Genomic DNA, 15,942 nt, shown 5'->3' on the forward strand with positions numbered 1-15,942 from the left:
GCCGCAAGGCCGCAGCCCGGCTCCGGCCGCGGCTGACGGGCAAGGCCAGCGCCGCGCGCCGCAGGGCAGCGGCCGTCCGGCTTCGGCCGGGCAAGGCAGCCCACGTAATGGCCAGGCCAACGGCAATCGCACCGCCGGCAACGGCAACGCCAATGGCAACCGCACTGGCGAGGCCAATGGCAACCGCGCCGCGGGCAACGGCAACCGCGACCGCAATGGCGATGTCAACGGCAACCGCGCCGGTGCCAACGTTAATAACACCCACGCCGCACAGCCGCGCACCGGACAGGATCCCGCGGCACGCGGTCGCCGCCCGGCGCCGCAAGCCGCGCTGCTTGGCGGCCAGCGTGCCAAGCCTACGCGCTAACTCCCCAACGTTCCCCAACGGCGGCCACGCGCAATGTCCAGTTCAGGGTTTGACCTCCAGGTGCCTGGCGACGGCGGCACGCCCGCCGATGACGGTGGCGTGCCCTACGCCAGCCTCACGCCGGACTTGATGCTGGATGCGATGGAGGCCGCCGGTTTCGAGCCGGACGGCCGCCTGCTGGCGCTCAATAGTTATGAGAACCGGGTCTGGCAGGTGGGGATCGAAGGCAGCGCGCCGGTGGTGGTCAAGTTCTACCGCCCCGGCCGCTGGAGCGACGCCGCCATCCTGGAAGAACATGCCTTCGTGCAGCAACTGGCCGATGCCGAGATTCCGGCGGTGCCGGCCATCGCGCGCGACGGTGCCACACTGCTGGCGCACGCCGGTTTTCGCTTCTCGGTGTTTCCCCGCTGCGGGGGACGCGAGCCGGAGCTGGATCGTGCCGACACGCTGACCTGGCTTGGCCGTTTCATCGGCCGCATCCATGCGGTCGGCGCCACGCGTCCTTACCAGGCGCGCCCCACCATCGACGTGGACACCTTCGGGGTGGCCCCGCGCGACTGGCTGCTGGCGCAAGACTGCATTCCCCTGGAACTGCGCCCGGCCTGGCAGGCGGTTGCCGATCTCGCCGTGGATGGCGCTCGCCGCTGCTTCGAGCGCGCGGGCGACGTGGCGCAGTTGCGGCTGCATGGCGATTGCCATCGCGGCAATGTGTTGTGGATCGAGGAGTCCCAGGCTGGCACGCGCCCGCCCGGGCCGCACTTTGTCGACTTCGACGATAGCCGCATGGGACCGGCCGTGCAGGATCTGTGGATGCTGCTGGAGGGCGACCGCGCCGCCATGCAGGGCCAGATGGCCGACATCCTGGCCGGCTATGACGATTTCGCGGAATTCCAACCGCGTGAGCTTTACCTGATCGAGGCGCTGCGCACGCTGCGTCTGCTGCATTACAGCGCCTGGCTGGCCAGCCGCTGGCGCGATCCGGCCTTCCCGGCGGCGTTCCCGTGGTTTGGCACTGCCCGCTACTGGCAGGACCGCATCCTCGAATTGCGCGAGCAGGTCGCGCTGATGGACGAGCCACCGCTCTGGCCGGTCTGACCCGGCACCGGCCAGCCCAGGCCGGCTGCCTTACTTCTTGCCCGGGGCCTTGACCAGGACTACCGGGCACGGCGCGTGCGCCAGCACCCGTCCCGCCACCGAACCAATCACCGCATCGAAGAACGCGCCGCGGCCGTGCGTGCCCATGACGATGCCTTGCGCGCCCACGCTGGTGGCGTAGGCGACGATGCGTTCCGGCGCGAAGCCGTGCAAGGCATGCTGCTCTACGGCGATGCCGGCGGTGGCGAGTATGTCGGCCACGGACTTCATGGCCTTGCCACTTTCTTCCTGATGCCAGGCGTCGATGGTTTCCTTGTTGACGAAGGCGCGGACCTGCCCGGTTACCTCGGGCGTCACGTGGACTACATGCACGGTGAAGCCGCGTTGCAGCAATTTGCCTTCGGCGATGAAGCGGGCAGCTTCGTCGGAAAACGGCGAACCGTCGGTGGCGAGCACGATATTGGTCATGGCTGCTATCTCCTGTAATGGCTGTAATCGTTGCGGCATGGCGGCCTCCGCCGGGGTGGCTCGGGGGCGGTCACTACGATCATCATGGCACCCCGCGGGCAATCTTGCCTGGATCCAGATCAAATGGCGTGCAATAGGCGGCACCTTCCCGTGGGGATTTCGTCGCGCGTTTTGACAGTTTCTTTGCACCGCGTCCAAGGCATCTAAGCGCCTTTTTGACGCGCCGGAACCTACCCTGCAGATAGGAAAACTCTGTCGGATGTTCCGGCTTGCCGCCATGTGGATCTACTACCGGCTGGCGATCGGCGCGCTGGCCATGCTCGCGCTGATCCTGCTTTTTGCCATGGAATTCGGGCTGGCCAGTGCCATTTCGCGGCGCGAAGAGGGCTTTTCGCAGTCGCCCGACGAGCAGGGGCCCTGAGGGCGCCTGCGCAAAGCCACGCACAATGAAGGCGCGCCGCCAGGGGCGCCGTGCGTGGACAAGTTGCATGGAGCGGTTCAGACTGCCGGTGCGGGCCGCGCGGCTGTCTTGCGGCCCGCCCCCCGTATCCGTCGCCATGCACTTTCCTATCCAACAAGAAACATGAGACTACGTTCCCGTGCCCGCGCGCCTGGCAGCGCGCCGCATTCCGCGCCCCTGCATACCGATTCCCGCACCCACCGAACCCCCTTGCGCACCGCGGTCTGCATGACCGTGTGCACCGCCCTCGGCGCCGTGCTGCTGGCCGCGGGCGCGCATGCCGCCACGCTCGACAGCACGCAGCTGCAGCAGCAGGCCGACCAGGCCGCCGCGCGCAGCTTCCGTGAATGGGTCGAGTTGCTGGCGCTGCCCAACGACGCCACCGTGCCCGCCGATATCCGGAAAAACGCCGACTGGCTGGTCAAGGACTTCGCCCGGCGCGGCTTCCAGGCGCGCGAGCTGCCCAACAACGGCAAGCCCATGGTCTACGCTGAATATCCCGCCAGCGCGCAGCCAGGCGCCGGCCCGCGCAAGACCGTGTTGTTCTACATGCATTTCGACGGCCAGTCGGTGACGCCGTCGCAGTGGGCGCAGCCCAGCCCGTGGGAGGCTACGCTCAAGGCGCGTAGCGCCGATGGCAAGTGGGAAACACTGCCGCTGGAGAAACTCTATGGCGGCCAGGTCGATCCCGAGTGGCGCGTGTTCGGCCGTTCCTCGTCCGACGACAAGGGTCCCATCGTGATGTTCCTCGCGGCCATGGATGCGCTCAAGGCTGCCGGAGCGGACCCCGCGGTCAATATCAAGGTGCTGCTGGACTCCGAGGAGGAGAAGGGCTCGCCCTCGCTGGGCAAGGTGATCGCAGACAACCTGGCGCTACTGCGTAATGACGGCATGGTGATCTTCGATGGCCCGATGCACCAGAGCAACCAGCCCACGCTGATCTTCGGCAATCGTGGCGTGTTGCTGGTGCAGCTCAAGGTGTTCGGCGCCAGCCAGGGCCTGCACAGCGGCCACTACGGCAACTATGCCGCCAACCCCGCGCAGCGGCTGGCGAGCCTGCTCGCCACCATGAAGGACGATGAGGGCCGCGTCACCATTCCCGGCTACTACAAGCCGGTGAAGATGGACGAACGCGCGCGCCGCATCATGGCCGCCGTGCCCGATGACGAAGCCGCGCTGCGCCGCCGCCTGGGCATCGCGCGCGCCGAGCGGGTTGGCGCCAACTACCAGGAGGCCATGCAGTACCCCACGCTGAACGTGCGCGGCATGGCCGCCGGCGATGTGGGCGAGAAGGCCCGCACCATCATTCCGGAAGTGGCGGTGGCCGATATCGATATCCGCACCGTGCCGGAGACCAGCCCCGAATCCCTGTTCGCGCTCGTCAGGCAGCACGTGGAAAAGCAGGGCTACCACCTGGTCAAGGGCGAGCCCACGGATGACGATCGCGCGCGCTATCCCAAGCTGGCCTCGGTCACCGCGGGCGAAGTCTCGGCCTCTAGTTCCGCCGCACGCACGGACCTGTCGGCGCCCATCAGCCAGTGGCTCACGCAGGCCATGCAGCAGTCCTACGGCAAGGCGCCGGTGCAGATCCGCATGATGGGCGGCACCGTGCCGACCGGCGCGGCGGTGCAGGCGCTGCAGGCGCCGTTCGTGATCGTGCCGCTGGTCAATGCGGACAATAACCAGCACAGCTACGACGAGAATATGCGGCTGGGCAACTACCGCGATGGCATTCGTACCGTGATGGGTATCCTGCAGACACCGTTCAAGTAAGACCCAACGCCACAGGCGCCGCGCATCCGCCGGAACGTGGCGGCGCCTGCCTGATTTCTCATCCAGTCACGGGAGATAACGAGATGACGCAAGCCAAGCAAGACCCCGCCGCCTACGCGCAAACGCCGGCCTTCGAAGCCGGCCGGCAGGTACGTTCGGAAGTCATGGGAGAGCAATACGTGCAGCGTGCGTTCGACGCCGCGCAACAGCAGGGCGATGTCGGCCTGCAGCAACTGGTGACGGAATTCGCCTGGGGCACCGTGTGGACGCGCGAGGGCCTGGATCGCAAGCAGCGCAGCCTGGCTACGGTATCGATGCTGATCGCGCTTAACCGGCCGCAGGAACTGACCGGGCATCTGCGCGGCGCCCTGGCCAATGGCGTGACGCCGCAGGAATTGCGTGAACTGGTAGTGCACAGCGCGGTGTACTGCGGCTTTCCGGCGGCGCTGGACGCCGGGCGCAAGCTGGCCGAAGTGCTGGAAGCTGCCAACGTCAAGGGCTGAGCGGGCGGTCGCAAGCGGGGAAAGGCTCGGGGAAGGTTCACGGCCGCTGCGGGCATCCGGAATCATGCCAGAATGCGGCGAGATAGGGGCGTTCCCCCGGGGTGGCATTCATGCCATCCCTAACGCTGCAGCGCCTGCGCGGCAAAAGTCACCAGCCATCCGCTGCCCAGGCAGGCGGCGATCCATCCGGAGAGGATCAGGGCGGTGTCTTTGATGGTCATGATGGGTTCCTGCTGTATGTGCTGTCTTGCTTGGTGCTCACACCGAGAAACCGAACGGATAGTCGTGCTTGACCGTGCGGGCGCCGTCGCTGAAAGCATCGACCTTGCGCGCGCCATCGGTATTGGCGTCGGCCGTGCGGTGCACGTAGCCGTAGTTGTCGCCGGCATGGGTGCCGCGGGCGTCCGCGGCAAAGGCGGAGTTCAGGGAGAGCAGGGCGGTGCCGGCGATGGCGGCAGCGAGGAACAGGCGGGCGGTGGTGATTCTCATGATCTATCTGCCTTGTTGAAATTGGGAGAAGGTGTTCCGTCTCCATGTGACAAAGGATAGATCTGGCGAGGGACCGATACGGGTCCTTGTATCGTATTCGATATTCAAATTTTTTGATTAAGCGTCCCGCGCAACCTCAGGCGCCTGCCGGAATGCCTGCCGCGCCGCAAAATCCTGCGCCGCCGCCAGCAGCCAGGTCCGCAGGCGCGACATGGCGTCGCTCATCGGCCGCGAGTCGGGCGCCACCAGGTAGTAGGCGCGCTGCGAGCGCATGGCCTGCGCCACCGGCATCACCAGCAGGCCCAGCGCCAAGTACTCCTCCACCAGGAAGCGCGGCACCAGGCCCACGCCGAGCTTTGCGCGGGCGGCGCTGATCACCATGCTGTGGTGGTCATAGCGCGTGCCGCGCATGGCGTTGACATCGGCCACGCCGGCCGCCTCCATCCAGTTCTTCCAGTCCAGCCGGCGCGTCGACAGATGCAGCAAGGGCGCCTGCGCGATCCGCTCGGCGGTGACCGGCCCCTCGCCGGCAAACAGTTCCGGATGGCAGATCGGCACCGATTCCTCATCGAACAGCGGGTCGGCGCGGCCACCCGGATAGTTGGCTTCGCCGTAGTGGATGGCGGCGTCGTATGGCGTGCCGTCGAACAGGAACACATCCGCCTGCGCGCTGAAGTTGACCACCACCTGGGGATGCTGCGCGTAGAAGGCGGGCAGGCGGGGAATCAGCCATTCCACTGCCAGCGTCGGCACGCAGGCCAGTTCCACGATGCCGCCCGCGCCCTCGTGCGCCATGATATCCAGCGTGTCGCGCTGCAGCTTTTGCAGGCTTTCCCGCACCTGATAGCCGTACAGCGAGCCGGCCGGCGTCAGGCTGACGCGCTGGTTGGCGCGGTGGAACAGCGCCACGCCGAGCTGGCTCTCCAGCGTGGCGATCTGGCGCGAGACGGCGCTCTCGCTCAGGCAGAGCTCCGCCGCCGCCCGGCGCAGGTTCTGGTGGCGGGCGGCGGCTTCGAAAGCGCGCAGGCTGCTGAGGCTGGGAATGCGGGAGGCGCTCATGGGGCGAGTAGCAGGGGGCGGTTGACTTAGGCATCGCGCTGGTGACTCAGCTTGATGCATGGAAGTCATCATCCTATGCGTAAATCTCGCTTGATGTAAAAAAGTTGATGACTAAAAATGCCGAACTCCCGGAATGTTACCTATATGCCTTCCGGCGTTCCCCGCCCCCCAAGAGACAAGAGACGGGACATCACAACCAATAAGGAAACGAGGAGACCGGCATGAATCGACTGCTTCGCATCATCGGCCATTGCGGCATTTCAATGGGTTTGCTGGCCATGACCGCGGCCACGGCCAGTGCGGACGACTTCCCCAACAAGCCGGTCCGCATCATCGTGCCGTACCCGGCCGGCGGCACCACCGACATGGTGGCGCGCATGATCGGCGACCAGCTCACCGTGATGTGGAAGCAGCCGGTGCTGGTGGACAACCGTCCCGGCGCCGGCGGCATCGTGGGCACCGGCGTGGCGGCCAAGTCGCCGGCGGATGGCTACACGCTGCTGATGGGCTCGGTCGGCGAGTTCGGCATCAATCCCACGCTGTACAAGAAGCTGCCCTATGACGCCGCCGCGGACTTCGTGCCCGTGTCGCTGGTGGCCAAGGTGCCCAACGTGGTAGTGATCTCGCCGGCGTTTGCCGAGCGCGCGCGCGTCACCACGCTGGCGGAGTTCATCGCCTACCTCAAGGCCAATCCCGCCAAGGTCAACATGGCCTCGGCCGGCAACGGCACCTCGACCCACCTGGCGGGTGAGCTGTTCCAGCGCATGACCGGCACGCAGATGAGCCACGTTGCCTACAAGGGCAGCAGCCCGGCGCTGGCTGACCTGATGGGCGGCAGTGTCGACGTGATGTTCGACAACCTGCCCGCATCGATCCAGTTCGTCCGTGCCGGCAAGCTCAAGGCCCTGGCGGTCACCTCCGCAGCCCGTTCGGCGGCGCTGCCCAATGTGCCCACCGTGGCAGCGGCCGGGCCGGTCGACGGCTTCGACGCCAGCCCGTGGTTCGGCCTGTTTGCGCCCAAGGGCCTGCCCGCCGCGATTGCGCAGAAGATCAGCCGCGACCTGGCACGCGCCACCAGCGATCCCGCCATCCAGGCCAAGCTGCGCGAGCAGGGCGCCGAGCTGGCGCCGAACTCGCCGGAAGCATTCGCCGAACTGGTCCGCAACGACCGCCGCAAGTGGGGCGAGATCGTCAAGCTCTCCGGCGCCACCGTCGACTGATCGACTGATCGACTGATCTCCCACCGAGCATCCCATGAGCACGCCAGTCCATCCGTACGCGTTCGCGCCGGCCATGCGGGAGCCGCAAGGCTCGCCCATTCGCGAGCTGTTCCCCTACATGAGCTTGCCGGACATGATCTCGTTCGCGGGTGGCTACCCGTCGCCGGCCAGCTTCGATGCCGCCGCGCTGCAGGATGCTGCGGGCAAGGTCATGGCCACCGATCCCGCGCAATGCCTGCAGTACGGGCCGACCGAGGGCATGCCCGCGATGCGCCAGGCGCTGTCCGCGCTGATGGCGGAGCGCGGCACGCCGTTGCCACCCGAGCGGATCGTGGTGACTTCGGGCTCGCAGCAAGGCTTCGACCTGCTGGTGCGGGCCTTCGTCGCGCCGGGCACGCCGGTGTGGGTGGAAACGCCCACCTATCCCGCCGCCGTGCAGGCGTTGCGGCTGGCCGGCGCCGCCGTGCGCGCCATCCCTTCGGACCAGGACGGGCTGTGCGTGCAGGCGCTTGCCACCATGCTGGCGGACTGCCCCGATGCCGAACGGCCGCGCCTGCTCTACCTGGTGCCCACCTTCGCCAACCCGAGCGGGCGCACGCTGGCGCTGGCGCGCCGCCGCGCCTTGCTAGCGCTCGCCGCGCAGCACCGCATCGTGGTGGTGGAAGACGACCCCTACGGCAGCCTGCGCTTTGACGGCGAGCCACTGCCCTCGCTGCTGTCGCTGGCTGCGCAGGATCCCGCGCTGACGCCTTGGGTGATCTACCTCGGCAGCTTCTCCAAAACCATGGCGCCCGGGCTGCGCCTGGGCTGGATGGCCGGGCCCGCCGAAATCCTGCGGCGCGCGGTGATCGCCAAGCAAGTCTGCGATCTGTGCACCTCGCCATGGCTGCAGCTCGCCATGGCAAGCTGCCTGGCGGACGGCCTGCTGCCCCGCCAGACCGCGCGCATCATTGACCTGTACCGCCACAAGCGCGACCTGATGGTGCGGGCTCTGACCGGTGCCTTCGGCGCCGGGCTGCGTAGTGAAATCCCGCAAGGCGGCATGTTCCTGTGGTGCGAGATCGATGGCGTGGCCGACGCGGCAAGCCTGCTGCCGCACGCCATCGCGGCACGCGTGATGTATGTGCCGGGCGCCAGCTTTGGCGTGGATGTCCAGCGCTCGGCCGCGCTGCGGCTATCCTTTGCCACCGCGTCCGATGCGCAGATCGTGGAAGGCGTGGCGCGCTTGCGGCGGGCGGTGGTGGCCAGCCAGGGCGGCGCGGCGCTGGCCGGCTGAGCCGCGGCTCGTTTCACGCGGGACGCGCTGTGGCCGTGGGCAGCGCTATGGGATACTGAAGCTTCCGTTCAGCTACCTTGCGCCACCCATGGCGCCGCCCCATGCCCGCCCTCTGGCCTCAAGACGCCTGGCCCCATTCCGGCTTCGACCCCGCCGCGCGCGACAGCGACGGCCGGCTGCTGGTCAGCGACCACCTGCTGCGGATGTGGTGGCACCGCCCCGAGGTGGCGCCGGTGGAAGCCTCGTGCGATGCAGAGCGAGCGCTGCATGCGGCGCTGATCGCCCAGCCGCGGCGGGTGGTGCCGGCCAGCGAACTCGCCGCCTTGCAAGATGCCGACGCCCGTGACAACTACGGCGTGGTGCTGGCCATGCGCGAGCGCCTGCTTGCCGCGCCGACCATCGAGGCAGCCTATCTGGATATCTTCAGGGAGGGCAATGTCAGCGTGCCGCCGGTCTTTATCGACCAGCTCGCGCACCTGATCGTGCATGGCATCCTCTATGGCAGTGACAACCCGGACCCGATGGAGTGGCGTGCCGCGGAGTTGTTCTCACGCGCGCAGAAGGTGTCGCTGCAGGAAGGCGGGGTGATGCTGGCAGATGCCGACACGGTCGAGCTGCACGCGTCGGGCAGTGTCTACGGCGAGCTAGGCCGCATGCTGGCCGAAGCGCAGATTCCGGCGCGCAAGGTGGAACTGGATGTGCTGGATCGCGATAACGCGCAGGCTTACTGGGGGCGCAACGAGCGCCACGACACGGTGATCCGCTTTGCCAGCGGCAGTGCGGCGCTGGGGGCGTTCAGCCGCGTGATCGCACGCTGGGTGCGGCATTTCTTCGGGGTGGAGGTGGCGGTGATGCCGCTGTCCGCGATCGAGGACCGGCAGTGGGCCTGGCATATCGGGCTGGACGCGCAGGCCACGCTGTTGCTCAATGACCTGTATCGCGGCGTGGAACTGGAGCCGGAGCGGCAGCGGCGCATCTTGTCGCTGTTCCGGCTGGATTTTGCCGATCCATCCGTGGTCAGGCCGGATGTGGCTGGCCGGCCCGTCTACCTGGCGGCGGCGATGAACGAGGCCGGGATCCTCAAGGTGAAGCCGCAGAATCTGCTGCTGAACCTGCCTCTGGCCTCGGTCTCGTAGAAGCTGGCCGTAGTAGCACCACGACCAGCAATAGCAACCACGTGCGCGCCATCAACGGCGCCATTCGCGGTCGTGGTCGCGCCCATGCTCGTGATCGTGATCGTGCCAATCACGCTCGCGCCGATCGCGTTCACGCCACCGCTGCTCGCGCCATTCGCGTTCGCGCCAGGCGCGCTCGCGCACACCGGGGCCGTAGTAGCCGGGGCCGTAGTAACCAGGGCCTGCCACTACCACGGGCTGGGGTTGCACATACACCGGGGCTGGCTCATAAACCGGCGCGGCCCGGTACACGGGGGCTGGCTGGTAGACCGGAGCCGGCGCGACAAACACCGGGCCGGGCAGGCCGATGCCGATGTCCACATCCACGCGCGCGAATGCGGCGCTGGAAGCAAGGCCTGCAACAGCAGCAATGGCGCAAAGGGTGGCAATTTTCCGCACGGGGGACTCCGGTTAGTAATTGGCTCCACTGTAAGCCGGCGCGCCGATGTCAGGTATTAGCGGGGTAATACAACTGTGTCTTCTTGTAACGTTTGATGCTTAATTTCCACAGCACCCTTGCTGTGTGGCATGGCTGGTGGCATCACGCGCTGCGCCACTGCAGCCGCCTTCCCAGCCACGGCGCCAGCGCCGACGTTGCCACTCCCAGCGCAATCAGCGCCAGCCCGGCCGACAGATCCGCCGAGATCCGCTCCTGGAACGCCACCGCCGAGACCACCAGCCCGATCAGCGGCACGCACAGCATGGCGATCGAGGTGGCGGCAGGCGGCAAGGCCTGCGTCATGTTCAGCACCACGATAAAGGTCAGCGCGGTGGCCAGCGGCCCGGTGTAGAACAGCAGCGGCCAGATTTCCGGCACCGAGAGGAAGTGGGGCGCGCCGTCGCGCAGCAGCGCCAGCACAACCAGCGGCACCGAGGCCACGGCGGTCTCCCACGGGATCATGTCCGCGCCCAGGCGCACCGTGCGGTTGGCGCGCAGCTGGATGATGCTGAGCGACCAGGCCAGCGACGCGCCGAGCAGCATCACCAGGCCCACGGCGGTATGCAGCTGCCAGTCCCGCACGGCCGGGGCGACCATCAGCGCGATGCCGGCATAGCTCAGGCCGGTGGCGATCCACTGCGGGCGCGACAGCCGTTCCTTGAGCACCAGCGACGACAGCGGAATCACCCATACCGAGGTGGCATAGGCGATCACCGAGGCCCGGCCCGGCGGCACGTACTGCAGCGCCCACAGCGCCAGCGCGGTGAAGGCTGCCATCTGCAGCAGGCCCACGCCGATCACCAGCGGCCATTCCTGGCGCGTGGGCAGGCGCAGCCGGCGCAACGCAGCCAGCACGAGGAAGCTGATAGCGGCGGCCGAGACGAAGCGTGCGGCGGCAAACCAGAGCGGGCTTACGTGGGTCAGGCCCAGCTTCATGACCGGCCAGTTGCCGCCCCAGATCGCCACGGCGCAGGCGAGGGGAATAAACCGGCGCCATCCTTGTTGTGCTTGCATGCTTCGACTCGACTCTCTGACCAGGTTGTCCCACCGCCACGAGATGGGAGGGGGATGCTGGAAAGTCTACGGTTTATTGCGCCGCAGCAAAAACCGAAGGTAGCTGCAGATTCCTGCCGTTGCGGCATAGAATGCTGTTATTCGTAAAAACAGGAGCGCAACGTGCTGGACATCGACCTGGATGCCACGGATATCCGGATTCTCAACGAGCTGCAGCGCGACGCCAGCCTCACCAATGTGGAACTGGCCAGCCGCGTCAACCTGTCGCCCTCGCCCTGCCTGGCGCGGGTCAAGCAGCTGGAAAAACAAGGCGTGATCTCGCGCCGCGTCACGCTGCTCGACGCGCGCCGGCTTGGCCTGAAGGTGGTGGTGTTTATCCAGATCTCGCTGGACAAGCAGCGCCGCGAAACCTTGGACGCCTTCGAGCGGCGCATCACCACCCTGCCGCAGGTGATGGAGTGCTACCTGATGTCGGGCGATGCCGATTACCTGCTGCGCGTGGTGGTGGCCGACGTGGAAGCGCTGGAGCGGCTGATCATCGACCAGATCACGCGCATTCCCGGCGTGTCCAGCATCCGCTCCAGCTTTGCGCTCAAGCAGGTCCTGTACAGCACGGCATTGCCGCTCGGGTAATGCCCCGGTTCAGGACGACGCCCGCTGCGCTTCGCGCGCCGTAAGCGCCACCACGCTGTCGATGCGCGTGTCGGCGCAGGCCACGGCGATGCCGTCGGATAGTAGCGGCGCGGCCAGCCGCGTCAACACATTGCCGGGCGGCATTTGCACCGCCAGCCGCACGCCGCATTCGCGCGCCAGCAGCATGGCCTCGTGCCAGCGCACCGGCACGGCCAGGTTGCGCGCCAGGTCGGCGGCGATGCGCGCCGGATCGCGCAGCTCGCGCGCCGCGCTGGCGCTGAAGTAGCGTAGGCGCGGCCGGCGCACGCGCTCGCGCACGCCGTCAAAGGCATGCGCAAGCTCAACGGCCGCGTCGTCCAGCAGCGCGCAGTGCGAAGGCACGCTGATGGCGATGGGTTTGGCCGCATGGGCACCGGCGTCCAGCGCCAGTGCCGCCACGCGGGCCATGGCCGCCGCCGCGCCGGCAATCACGAGTTGGGTGGGGGCATTGAGATTGGCCAGGTAGACCGGCGATGCGGGCCCATGCACCTGCGCGATGATGCGCTCCAGCGGGCCGCTCTCCAGCCCGAGGATCGCTGTCATGCCATAGCCGCTCGGATACGCTCGCTCCATCAGCTCCCCGCGCAGCGCCACCAGCCTGACCGCATCCGCATGGCCCAGTACGCCCGCGCAGACCGCCGCCGGGAAGGCGCCGATCGACAGGCCGGCCACGGCATCGGGTTTGGCGCCCTCGGCAAGCAGGCAGCGCGCCATCGCCACGCCCGCGGTCAGCAGGCATAACTGCACGGCCACGGTGGAGGCGAGTTCGGCTGCGCTGTCCAGCGCCAGCACATCGCGTCCGAGCGCCTCGCTGGTCTCGCTGATGGTGGCGCGCACGGCCGGGTGGTCGGGCAGCGCGTGCAGCATGCCGGGGCGCTGGGCGCCCTGGCCGGGGAAGGTGAACAGGGTGCTCATCGCGTGCTCACGGCTGCGGCTGCCAGGGGTCCTGGCTCATGACAGGGCCGTTGGCGGTCTTCAGCAGCACGCGGCCGCCGGTGCGCACGCGCTCGCGCAGCGCGAATGCACCGAAAGGCGTGGCCACCTGGATGTCGATGCGGACTTGCGCATCATCGAGCAAGGCTGCGAGGGTGCGGGCCAGCTCGGCAGGCAGCGGCGTTGCCGCGGTGACCAGCAGGTCGAGATCGCTACCCGGATGCAGCACGTCGATGCCGCAGGCCAGCGTAAAGCCCACGCCGCCGGTCACGCCCCAGTTCGCCTGCGCCGCGTCGAGCAGCGGCGCGACGCGCGCCAGCGCGACAAGCGCAGGCAATGCGGCGCGGCGCGGATGATCCCGCCAGCGCGCCTGCCGCGCGATCATGCCCGGTGTGACCACGCGCGCCACCTGCGCGGCGGGCAGCCAGGCCGCGTGGCGCTGCGCGCGCGTGGTGCCGCGCAGCCCGACCGGGATGCGTGCGTCGCTGGCGCCATCGCGCCGCACTACCAGCGGTGCGCACGCGAGCCACGCGGCACTTGCCCACTCGGGCAGTGCATTGACCCGGGCGAAGCCCGGTGCGTCCGCGAGCCACACCAGATCGTGCGGCAGGAGCGTGCTTGTGGTCATGTCATGCGCCGGTCTTGCAACGGCTTCAGTCCGGCCACTGCTGCGCGAGCACTTCGCGTACGCGGCTGGAAGCCTGGCGGTTTTCTCCCCCCAGGCGGCTGCGCAGGTCGCGTTGCGGCTCGGCCTGGATATCGGCCAGGGCGGCTTGCAGTGCGCCATGCACGGTGTCGAGGTCGGTTGCGTCCGGTTGCGCCGCTTGCCTGACGCCAACCTGCTTCCACAGCAGTCCCAGCGTGGCGTAGTTGCCGATGTCGTACGCCATCGGCGGCACGGTGGCGGCAAAGCTCTCCAGGTCTTCCACGCTGCGCATGGTGATGCGGGCGGCGGCCTGCTTGCCCATGGCGTGCACCTGCACGCCGGCATCCGTCAGCGCGATCAGGCGGTTGGCCTGGTAGCCGTGCGCGAGGAAGGCGCCCGACATGGCGCGCCCGACCAGCAGCGCGATCACTGGATGGCCTTGCAGCCGCGCCGTGGCGTAGGCATCGGCCGCGCCGGCCAGCGCCTGATGAATGCCGAAGGCTTCCTCGCGCCGTCCATAGGCCTGGCTGGGCGTATCGACGATGGCCACGATGGGTCGCTTGATCCTGGCGTCCCGGTCGGCCAGCACGATCTCGTGCACGGCCTGCGCCAGCGACCAGCCTTCAAGCAGCCCGACCTCGCCGTCGCGCACGCGTGGGAAGGCATTGGCGGCGTCGGGCACCACCGCGATGAAACGTGCCGGCTGGCCCGCCAACTCGGCGTCGGCCACCTGCACGGTGGCGGGATAGCCGGGGCGGCGCGGGGCATTGCGCGTCAGCGCCGCGAGCCAGGCCTCGCCGCGGCCCTGCGTGTTTGCTGAACTCATGGCTTTGCTCCGTGTGCGTAGATGGTGCGGACGGTTGCCGGCTCCGGCTGGCGCGCCGGATCGTATTCGGCCAGGCGTTGCAGGTAATGCGCATAGCGTTCGCTGCGATGCTCGCCTGGCACGCCTTGCGCCAGGACCTCTCGCACCGTGGCGCGGATGGCATCGCTGTCATCCTCGACGTAGCGGTCGGCCAGCCCGGTGGCGATGCGTTGCTCGCCGCCGGTAAAGCTCCAGATAAAGGGACGATCGCGCGAATCGTATTCGGCAACGCCCGCCTCCTGCTCGATCACTGCCGGCCCGTTCAGGCCAAGGCGCGCCTCGCGCGTCACCACCAGGTAGCTGCACAGGCCCGCCGCGATCGACATGCCGCCGAAGCAGCCTACCGTGCCGGCGATCACGCCCACCACCGGCTGGTAGCGGCGCAGATCGACAATGGCTGCGTGGATATCGGCGATAGCCGCGAGGCCAAGGTTGGCTTCCTGCAGCCGCACGCCGCCGGTCTCGAACAGGATCACGGCGCGCGTGGGCACGCCGCGCCGGTTGTCCTGCGCGGCAAGCTCCAGCGCGCCGGCGATCTTGGCGCCGCCCACCTCGCCGAGGCTGCCGCCCTGGAACGCGCCTTCGATGGCAAGGACCACGGCGGGCTGGCCGTCGATGCGGCCCTTGGCCACCACCACGCCGTCATCTGCCTGCGGCACCACGCCCTGGCGTTCCAGCCACGGCGAGACCAGCTGGTCGAAGGGGCCGGCAAGTTCGCGCAAGGTGCCGGGATCGAGCAGCGCATGCACGCGGGCACGCGCGCCGAGCTCGACAAAGCTCTCGCGGTTCAGCAGCGCTGCGTGGTTCATGCTTGCTCCTTGCCATCGGCGCCGAGCGCTTCGAAGGCTTCCGCCAGCCGCATGCCCACCACGCCCGGCGTGGCGCCGAAATCATGGATGCGGATGCGCATGGCGGCGCGCGGCGCGGCGCTGAACACGCGCGAGAGCTGCGCGTCCCAGACCTTGCCGTAGCCGTCCACCGAAGTGGTGACATGAATCTGCGTGGTGCCGGCCGTGCCGGGCTCCACCATGACTTCGAGATCGCCGGAGCCGACCACGCCAACCAGCACGCGCTGGCTTGCCGGCGCGCCGGCGGGATATTCGAACTGGAGCTGTTCCATTATTTGTCTCCTTGCGCTGGGCAATGGGCCGGCGGCACCGCAAGCGGCAGCCGGTCCAGGAAAAAAGTGGCGGCGAGCAGATCCGCGGCGCCGCCGGGAGAGGCGTTGCAGGCCAGCATGCCGGCCTCGAGCTGGTGCAGCAGGCGCCGCCCGGCCAGCGTGCCGATGCCGCCGGCGGCCAGCACCCGGCTCGCGCCTTGCTGCATCAGCGACAGCCCTTCGCGGCCGGCGCGGGCCAGCACGCAGGTGTCATCGAGCCGCTGCATGATGGCCAGCAGTGCGTTCACGCGCGCGCTGGGCTCGGCGTCGCCGCGCGCCCGGCTGCGCTGCAGTTCGGGCAACCCGGCGCGCAGCACGTGCGGGAAGCC

The 15,942-nt window shown here is 68.3% G+C and carries 19 protein-coding genes and 1 pseudogene; 9 read left to right on the plus strand and 11 right to left on the minus strand.

Annotated features, from left to right (window positions below; translation table 11 throughout):
- Both ACGLHR_RS45735 and ACGLHR_RS45740 read left to right on the plus strand, forming a co-directional pair.
- Positions 1–367 (plus strand): annotated as a pseudogene (locus ACGLHR_RS45735) (RNA helicase); the annotation flags it as partial.
- 33 nt (positions 368–400) lie between these two features.
- Positions 401–1,462: a serine/threonine protein kinase gene (locus tag ACGLHR_RS45740; protein ID WP_400102423.1), complete on the plus strand. Its 1,062-nt coding sequence runs from the start codon at positions 401–403 to the stop codon at positions 1,460–1,462.
- A gap of 30 nt (positions 1,463–1,492) precedes the next feature.
- Here ACGLHR_RS45740 and ACGLHR_RS45745 read toward each other — a convergent pair whose 3' ends face one another.
- Positions 1,493–1,930 (minus strand): universal stress protein, encoded by a 438-nt coding sequence (locus ACGLHR_RS45745; RefSeq protein WP_318236988.1) that lies wholly within the window; start codon positions 1,928–1,930, stop codon positions 1,493–1,495.
- 259 nt (positions 1,931–2,189) lie between these two features.
- Here ACGLHR_RS45745 and ACGLHR_RS45750 point away from each other — a divergent pair, with 259 nt between their 5' ends.
- The 3 genes from ACGLHR_RS45750 to ACGLHR_RS45760 all read left to right on the plus strand — a co-directional run bounded on the left by ACGLHR_RS45750 (position 2,190) and on the right by ACGLHR_RS45760 (position 4,666).
- Positions 2,190–2,351, plus strand: coding sequence for a hypothetical protein (locus ACGLHR_RS45750; RefSeq protein WP_318236989.1), 162 nt, complete (start codon positions 2,190–2,192; stop codon positions 2,349–2,351).
- Positions 2,352–2,618: 267 nt separating this feature from the next.
- Positions 2,619–4,163, plus strand: coding sequence for a M20/M25/M40 family metallo-hydrolase (locus ACGLHR_RS45755; protein ID WP_400102436.1), 1,545 nt, complete (start codon positions 2,619–2,621; stop codon positions 4,161–4,163).
- Positions 4,164–4,246: 83 nt separating this feature from the next.
- Complete coding sequence (locus tag ACGLHR_RS45760; RefSeq protein ID WP_267605553.1) at positions 4,247–4,666, plus strand: carboxymuconolactone decarboxylase family protein; 420 nt, start codon at positions 4,247–4,249, stop codon at positions 4,664–4,666.
- 258 nt (positions 4,667–4,924) lie between these two features.
- On the opposite strand, the gene ACGLHR_RS45765 is transcribed toward ACGLHR_RS45760, so the two are convergent.
- Together ACGLHR_RS45765 and ACGLHR_RS45770 are read right to left on the minus strand one after the other, a co-directional pair.
- Positions 4,925–5,155 carry a hypothetical protein gene (locus tag ACGLHR_RS45765; RefSeq protein WP_400102424.1) on the minus strand — a complete coding sequence of 77 codons (231 nt, stop codon included), beginning with the start codon at positions 5,153–5,155 and terminating at the stop codon, positions 4,925–4,927.
- Positions 5,156–5,272: 117 nt separating this feature from the next.
- Complete coding sequence (locus ACGLHR_RS45770) at positions 5,273–6,214, minus strand: LysR substrate-binding domain-containing protein (protein WP_400102425.1); 942 nt, start codon at positions 6,212–6,214, stop codon at positions 5,273–5,275.
- Between the two features lie 263 nt (positions 6,215–6,477).
- On the opposite strand from ACGLHR_RS45770, the gene ACGLHR_RS45775 reads away from it, so the two are divergent.
- The 3 genes from ACGLHR_RS45775 (at position 6,478) to ACGLHR_RS45785 (ending at position 9,846) form a co-directional block, all read left to right on the plus strand.
- A complete protein-coding gene (locus ACGLHR_RS45775) occupies positions 6,478–7,434 on the plus strand; it encodes a tripartite tricarboxylate transporter substrate binding protein (RefSeq protein ID WP_267606590.1) in 957 nt (318 codons plus the stop codon).
- A 34-nt stretch (positions 7,435–7,468) separates the two neighbouring features.
- Positions 7,469–8,710: a PLP-dependent aminotransferase family protein gene (locus tag ACGLHR_RS45780; protein ID WP_400102426.1), complete on the plus strand. Its 1,242-nt coding sequence runs from the start codon at positions 7,469–7,471 to the stop codon at positions 8,708–8,710.
- 101 nt (positions 8,711–8,811) lie between these two features.
- Entirely contained in the window at positions 8,812–9,846 is a 1,035-nt protein-coding gene (locus ACGLHR_RS45785; RefSeq protein ID WP_400102427.1) for a DUF6352 family protein, read from the plus strand.
- A gap of 51 nt (positions 9,847–9,897) precedes the next feature.
- On the opposite strand, the gene ACGLHR_RS45790 is transcribed toward ACGLHR_RS45785, so the two are convergent.
- Together ACGLHR_RS45790 and ACGLHR_RS45795 are read right to left on the minus strand one after the other, a co-directional pair.
- Positions 9,898–10,284, minus strand: coding sequence for a hypothetical protein (locus ACGLHR_RS45790; protein ID WP_400102428.1), 387 nt, complete (start codon positions 10,282–10,284; stop codon positions 9,898–9,900).
- Between the two features lie 142 nt (positions 10,285–10,426).
- A complete protein-coding gene (locus ACGLHR_RS45795) occupies positions 10,427–11,338 on the minus strand; it encodes a DMT family transporter (protein WP_400102429.1) in 912 nt (303 codons plus the stop codon).
- A gap of 162 nt (positions 11,339–11,500) precedes the next feature.
- Between ACGLHR_RS45795 and ACGLHR_RS45800 the strand changes: the two genes are divergently transcribed.
- Entirely contained in the window at positions 11,501–11,971 is a 471-nt protein-coding gene (locus ACGLHR_RS45800) for an Lrp/AsnC family transcriptional regulator (RefSeq protein ID WP_318236997.1), read from the plus strand.
- A 9-nt stretch (positions 11,972–11,980) separates the two neighbouring features.
- Here the strand turns inward: ACGLHR_RS45800 and mdcH are convergent, their stop codons facing one another.
- From mdcH to ACGLHR_RS45830, 6 genes are all read right to left on the minus strand, one after another.
- Positions 11,981–12,925, minus strand: coding sequence for a malonate decarboxylase subunit epsilon (mdcH, locus tag ACGLHR_RS45805; RefSeq protein WP_400102430.1), 945 nt, complete (start codon positions 12,923–12,925; stop codon positions 11,981–11,983).
- A gap of 7 nt (positions 12,926–12,932) precedes the next feature.
- Positions 12,933–13,571 (minus strand): malonate decarboxylase holo-ACP synthase, encoded by a 639-nt coding sequence (locus ACGLHR_RS45810; protein ID WP_400102431.1) that lies wholly within the window; start codon positions 13,569–13,571, stop codon positions 12,933–12,935.
- A 25-nt stretch (positions 13,572–13,596) separates the two neighbouring features.
- Positions 13,597–14,415, minus strand: coding sequence for a biotin-independent malonate decarboxylase subunit gamma (gene mdcE, locus ACGLHR_RS45815; RefSeq protein WP_400102432.1), 819 nt, complete (start codon positions 14,413–14,415; stop codon positions 13,597–13,599).
- Positions 14,412–15,263 carry a biotin-independent malonate decarboxylase subunit beta gene (locus ACGLHR_RS45820; RefSeq protein WP_400102433.1) on the minus strand — a complete coding sequence of 284 codons (852 nt, stop codon included), beginning with the start codon at positions 15,261–15,263 and terminating at the stop codon, positions 14,412–14,414. The genes mdcE and ACGLHR_RS45820 overlap by 4 nt, the downstream gene beginning before the upstream one ends.
- Complete coding sequence (locus tag ACGLHR_RS45825; RefSeq protein WP_400102434.1) at positions 15,260–15,574, minus strand: malonate decarboxylase subunit delta; 315 nt, start codon at positions 15,572–15,574, stop codon at positions 15,260–15,262. The genes ACGLHR_RS45820 and ACGLHR_RS45825 overlap by 4 nt, the downstream gene beginning before the upstream one ends.
- A partial coding sequence (locus ACGLHR_RS45830) for a triphosphoribosyl-dephospho-CoA synthase (protein WP_400102435.1) occupies positions 15,574–15,942 on the minus strand: 369 nt, incomplete at its 5' end. The genes ACGLHR_RS45830 and ACGLHR_RS45825, both read right to left, overlap by 1 nt.

Source organism: Cupriavidus sp. CuC1 (assembly GCF_044627735.1).
GTDB lineage: Bacteria > Pseudomonadota > Gammaproteobacteria > Burkholderiales > Burkholderiaceae > Cupriavidus > Cupriavidus ulmosensis.

What these genes read in the sequence shown, in the direction of transcription:
- ACGLHR_RS45740 (WP_400102423.1), top strand. Translation starts at nt 401, where the DNA reads ATGTCCAGTTCAGGGTTTGACCTCCAGGTGCCTGGCGACGGCGGCACG.
- ACGLHR_RS45745 (WP_318236988.1), bottom strand. Translation starts at nt 1,930, where the DNA reads ATGACCAATATCGTGCTCGCCACCGACGGTTCGCCGTTTTCCGACGAA.
- ACGLHR_RS45750 (WP_318236989.1), top strand. Translation starts at nt 2,190, where the DNA reads ATGTTCCGGCTTGCCGCCATGTGGATCTACTACCGGCTGGCGATCGGC.
- ACGLHR_RS45755 (WP_400102436.1), top strand. Translation starts at nt 2,619, where the DNA reads ATGACCGTGTGCACCGCCCTCGGCGCCGTGCTGCTGGCCGCGGGCGCG.
- ACGLHR_RS45760 (WP_267605553.1), top strand. Translation starts at nt 4,247, where the DNA reads ATGACGCAAGCCAAGCAAGACCCCGCCGCCTACGCGCAAACGCCGGCC.
- ACGLHR_RS45765 (WP_400102424.1), bottom strand. Translation starts at nt 5,155, where the DNA reads ATGAGAATCACCACCGCCCGCCTGTTCCTCGCTGCCGCCATCGCCGGC.
- ACGLHR_RS45770 (WP_400102425.1), bottom strand. Translation starts at nt 6,214, where the DNA reads ATGAGCGCCTCCCGCATTCCCAGCCTCAGCAGCCTGCGCGCTTTCGAA.
- ACGLHR_RS45775 (WP_267606590.1), top strand. Translation starts at nt 6,478, where the DNA reads ATGGGTTTGCTGGCCATGACCGCGGCCACGGCCAGTGCGGACGACTTC.
- ACGLHR_RS45780 (WP_400102426.1), top strand. Translation starts at nt 7,469, where the DNA reads ATGAGCACGCCAGTCCATCCGTACGCGTTCGCGCCGGCCATGCGGGAG.
- ACGLHR_RS45785 (WP_400102427.1), top strand. Translation starts at nt 8,812, where the DNA reads ATGCCCGCCCTCTGGCCTCAAGACGCCTGGCCCCATTCCGGCTTCGAC.
- ACGLHR_RS45795 (WP_400102429.1), bottom strand. Translation starts at nt 11,338, where the DNA reads ATGCAAGCACAACAAGGATGGCGCCGGTTTATTCCCCTCGCCTGCGCC.
- mdcH (WP_400102430.1), bottom strand. Translation starts at nt 12,925, where the DNA reads ATGAGCACCCTGTTCACCTTCCCCGGCCAGGGCGCCCAGCGCCCCGGC.
- ACGLHR_RS45810 (WP_400102431.1), bottom strand. Translation starts at nt 13,571, where the DNA reads ATGACCACAAGCACGCTCCTGCCGCACGATCTGGTGTGGCTCGCGGAC.
- mdcE (WP_400102432.1), bottom strand. Translation starts at nt 14,415, where the DNA reads ATGAGTTCAGCAAACACGCAGGGCCGCGGCGAGGCCTGGCTCGCGGCG.
- ACGLHR_RS45820 (WP_400102433.1), bottom strand. Translation starts at nt 15,263, where the DNA reads ATGAACCACGCAGCGCTGCTGAACCGCGAGAGCTTTGTCGAGCTCGGC.
- ACGLHR_RS45825 (WP_400102434.1), bottom strand. Translation starts at nt 15,574, where the DNA reads ATGGAACAGCTCCAGTTCGAATATCCCGCCGGCGCGCCGGCAAGCCAG.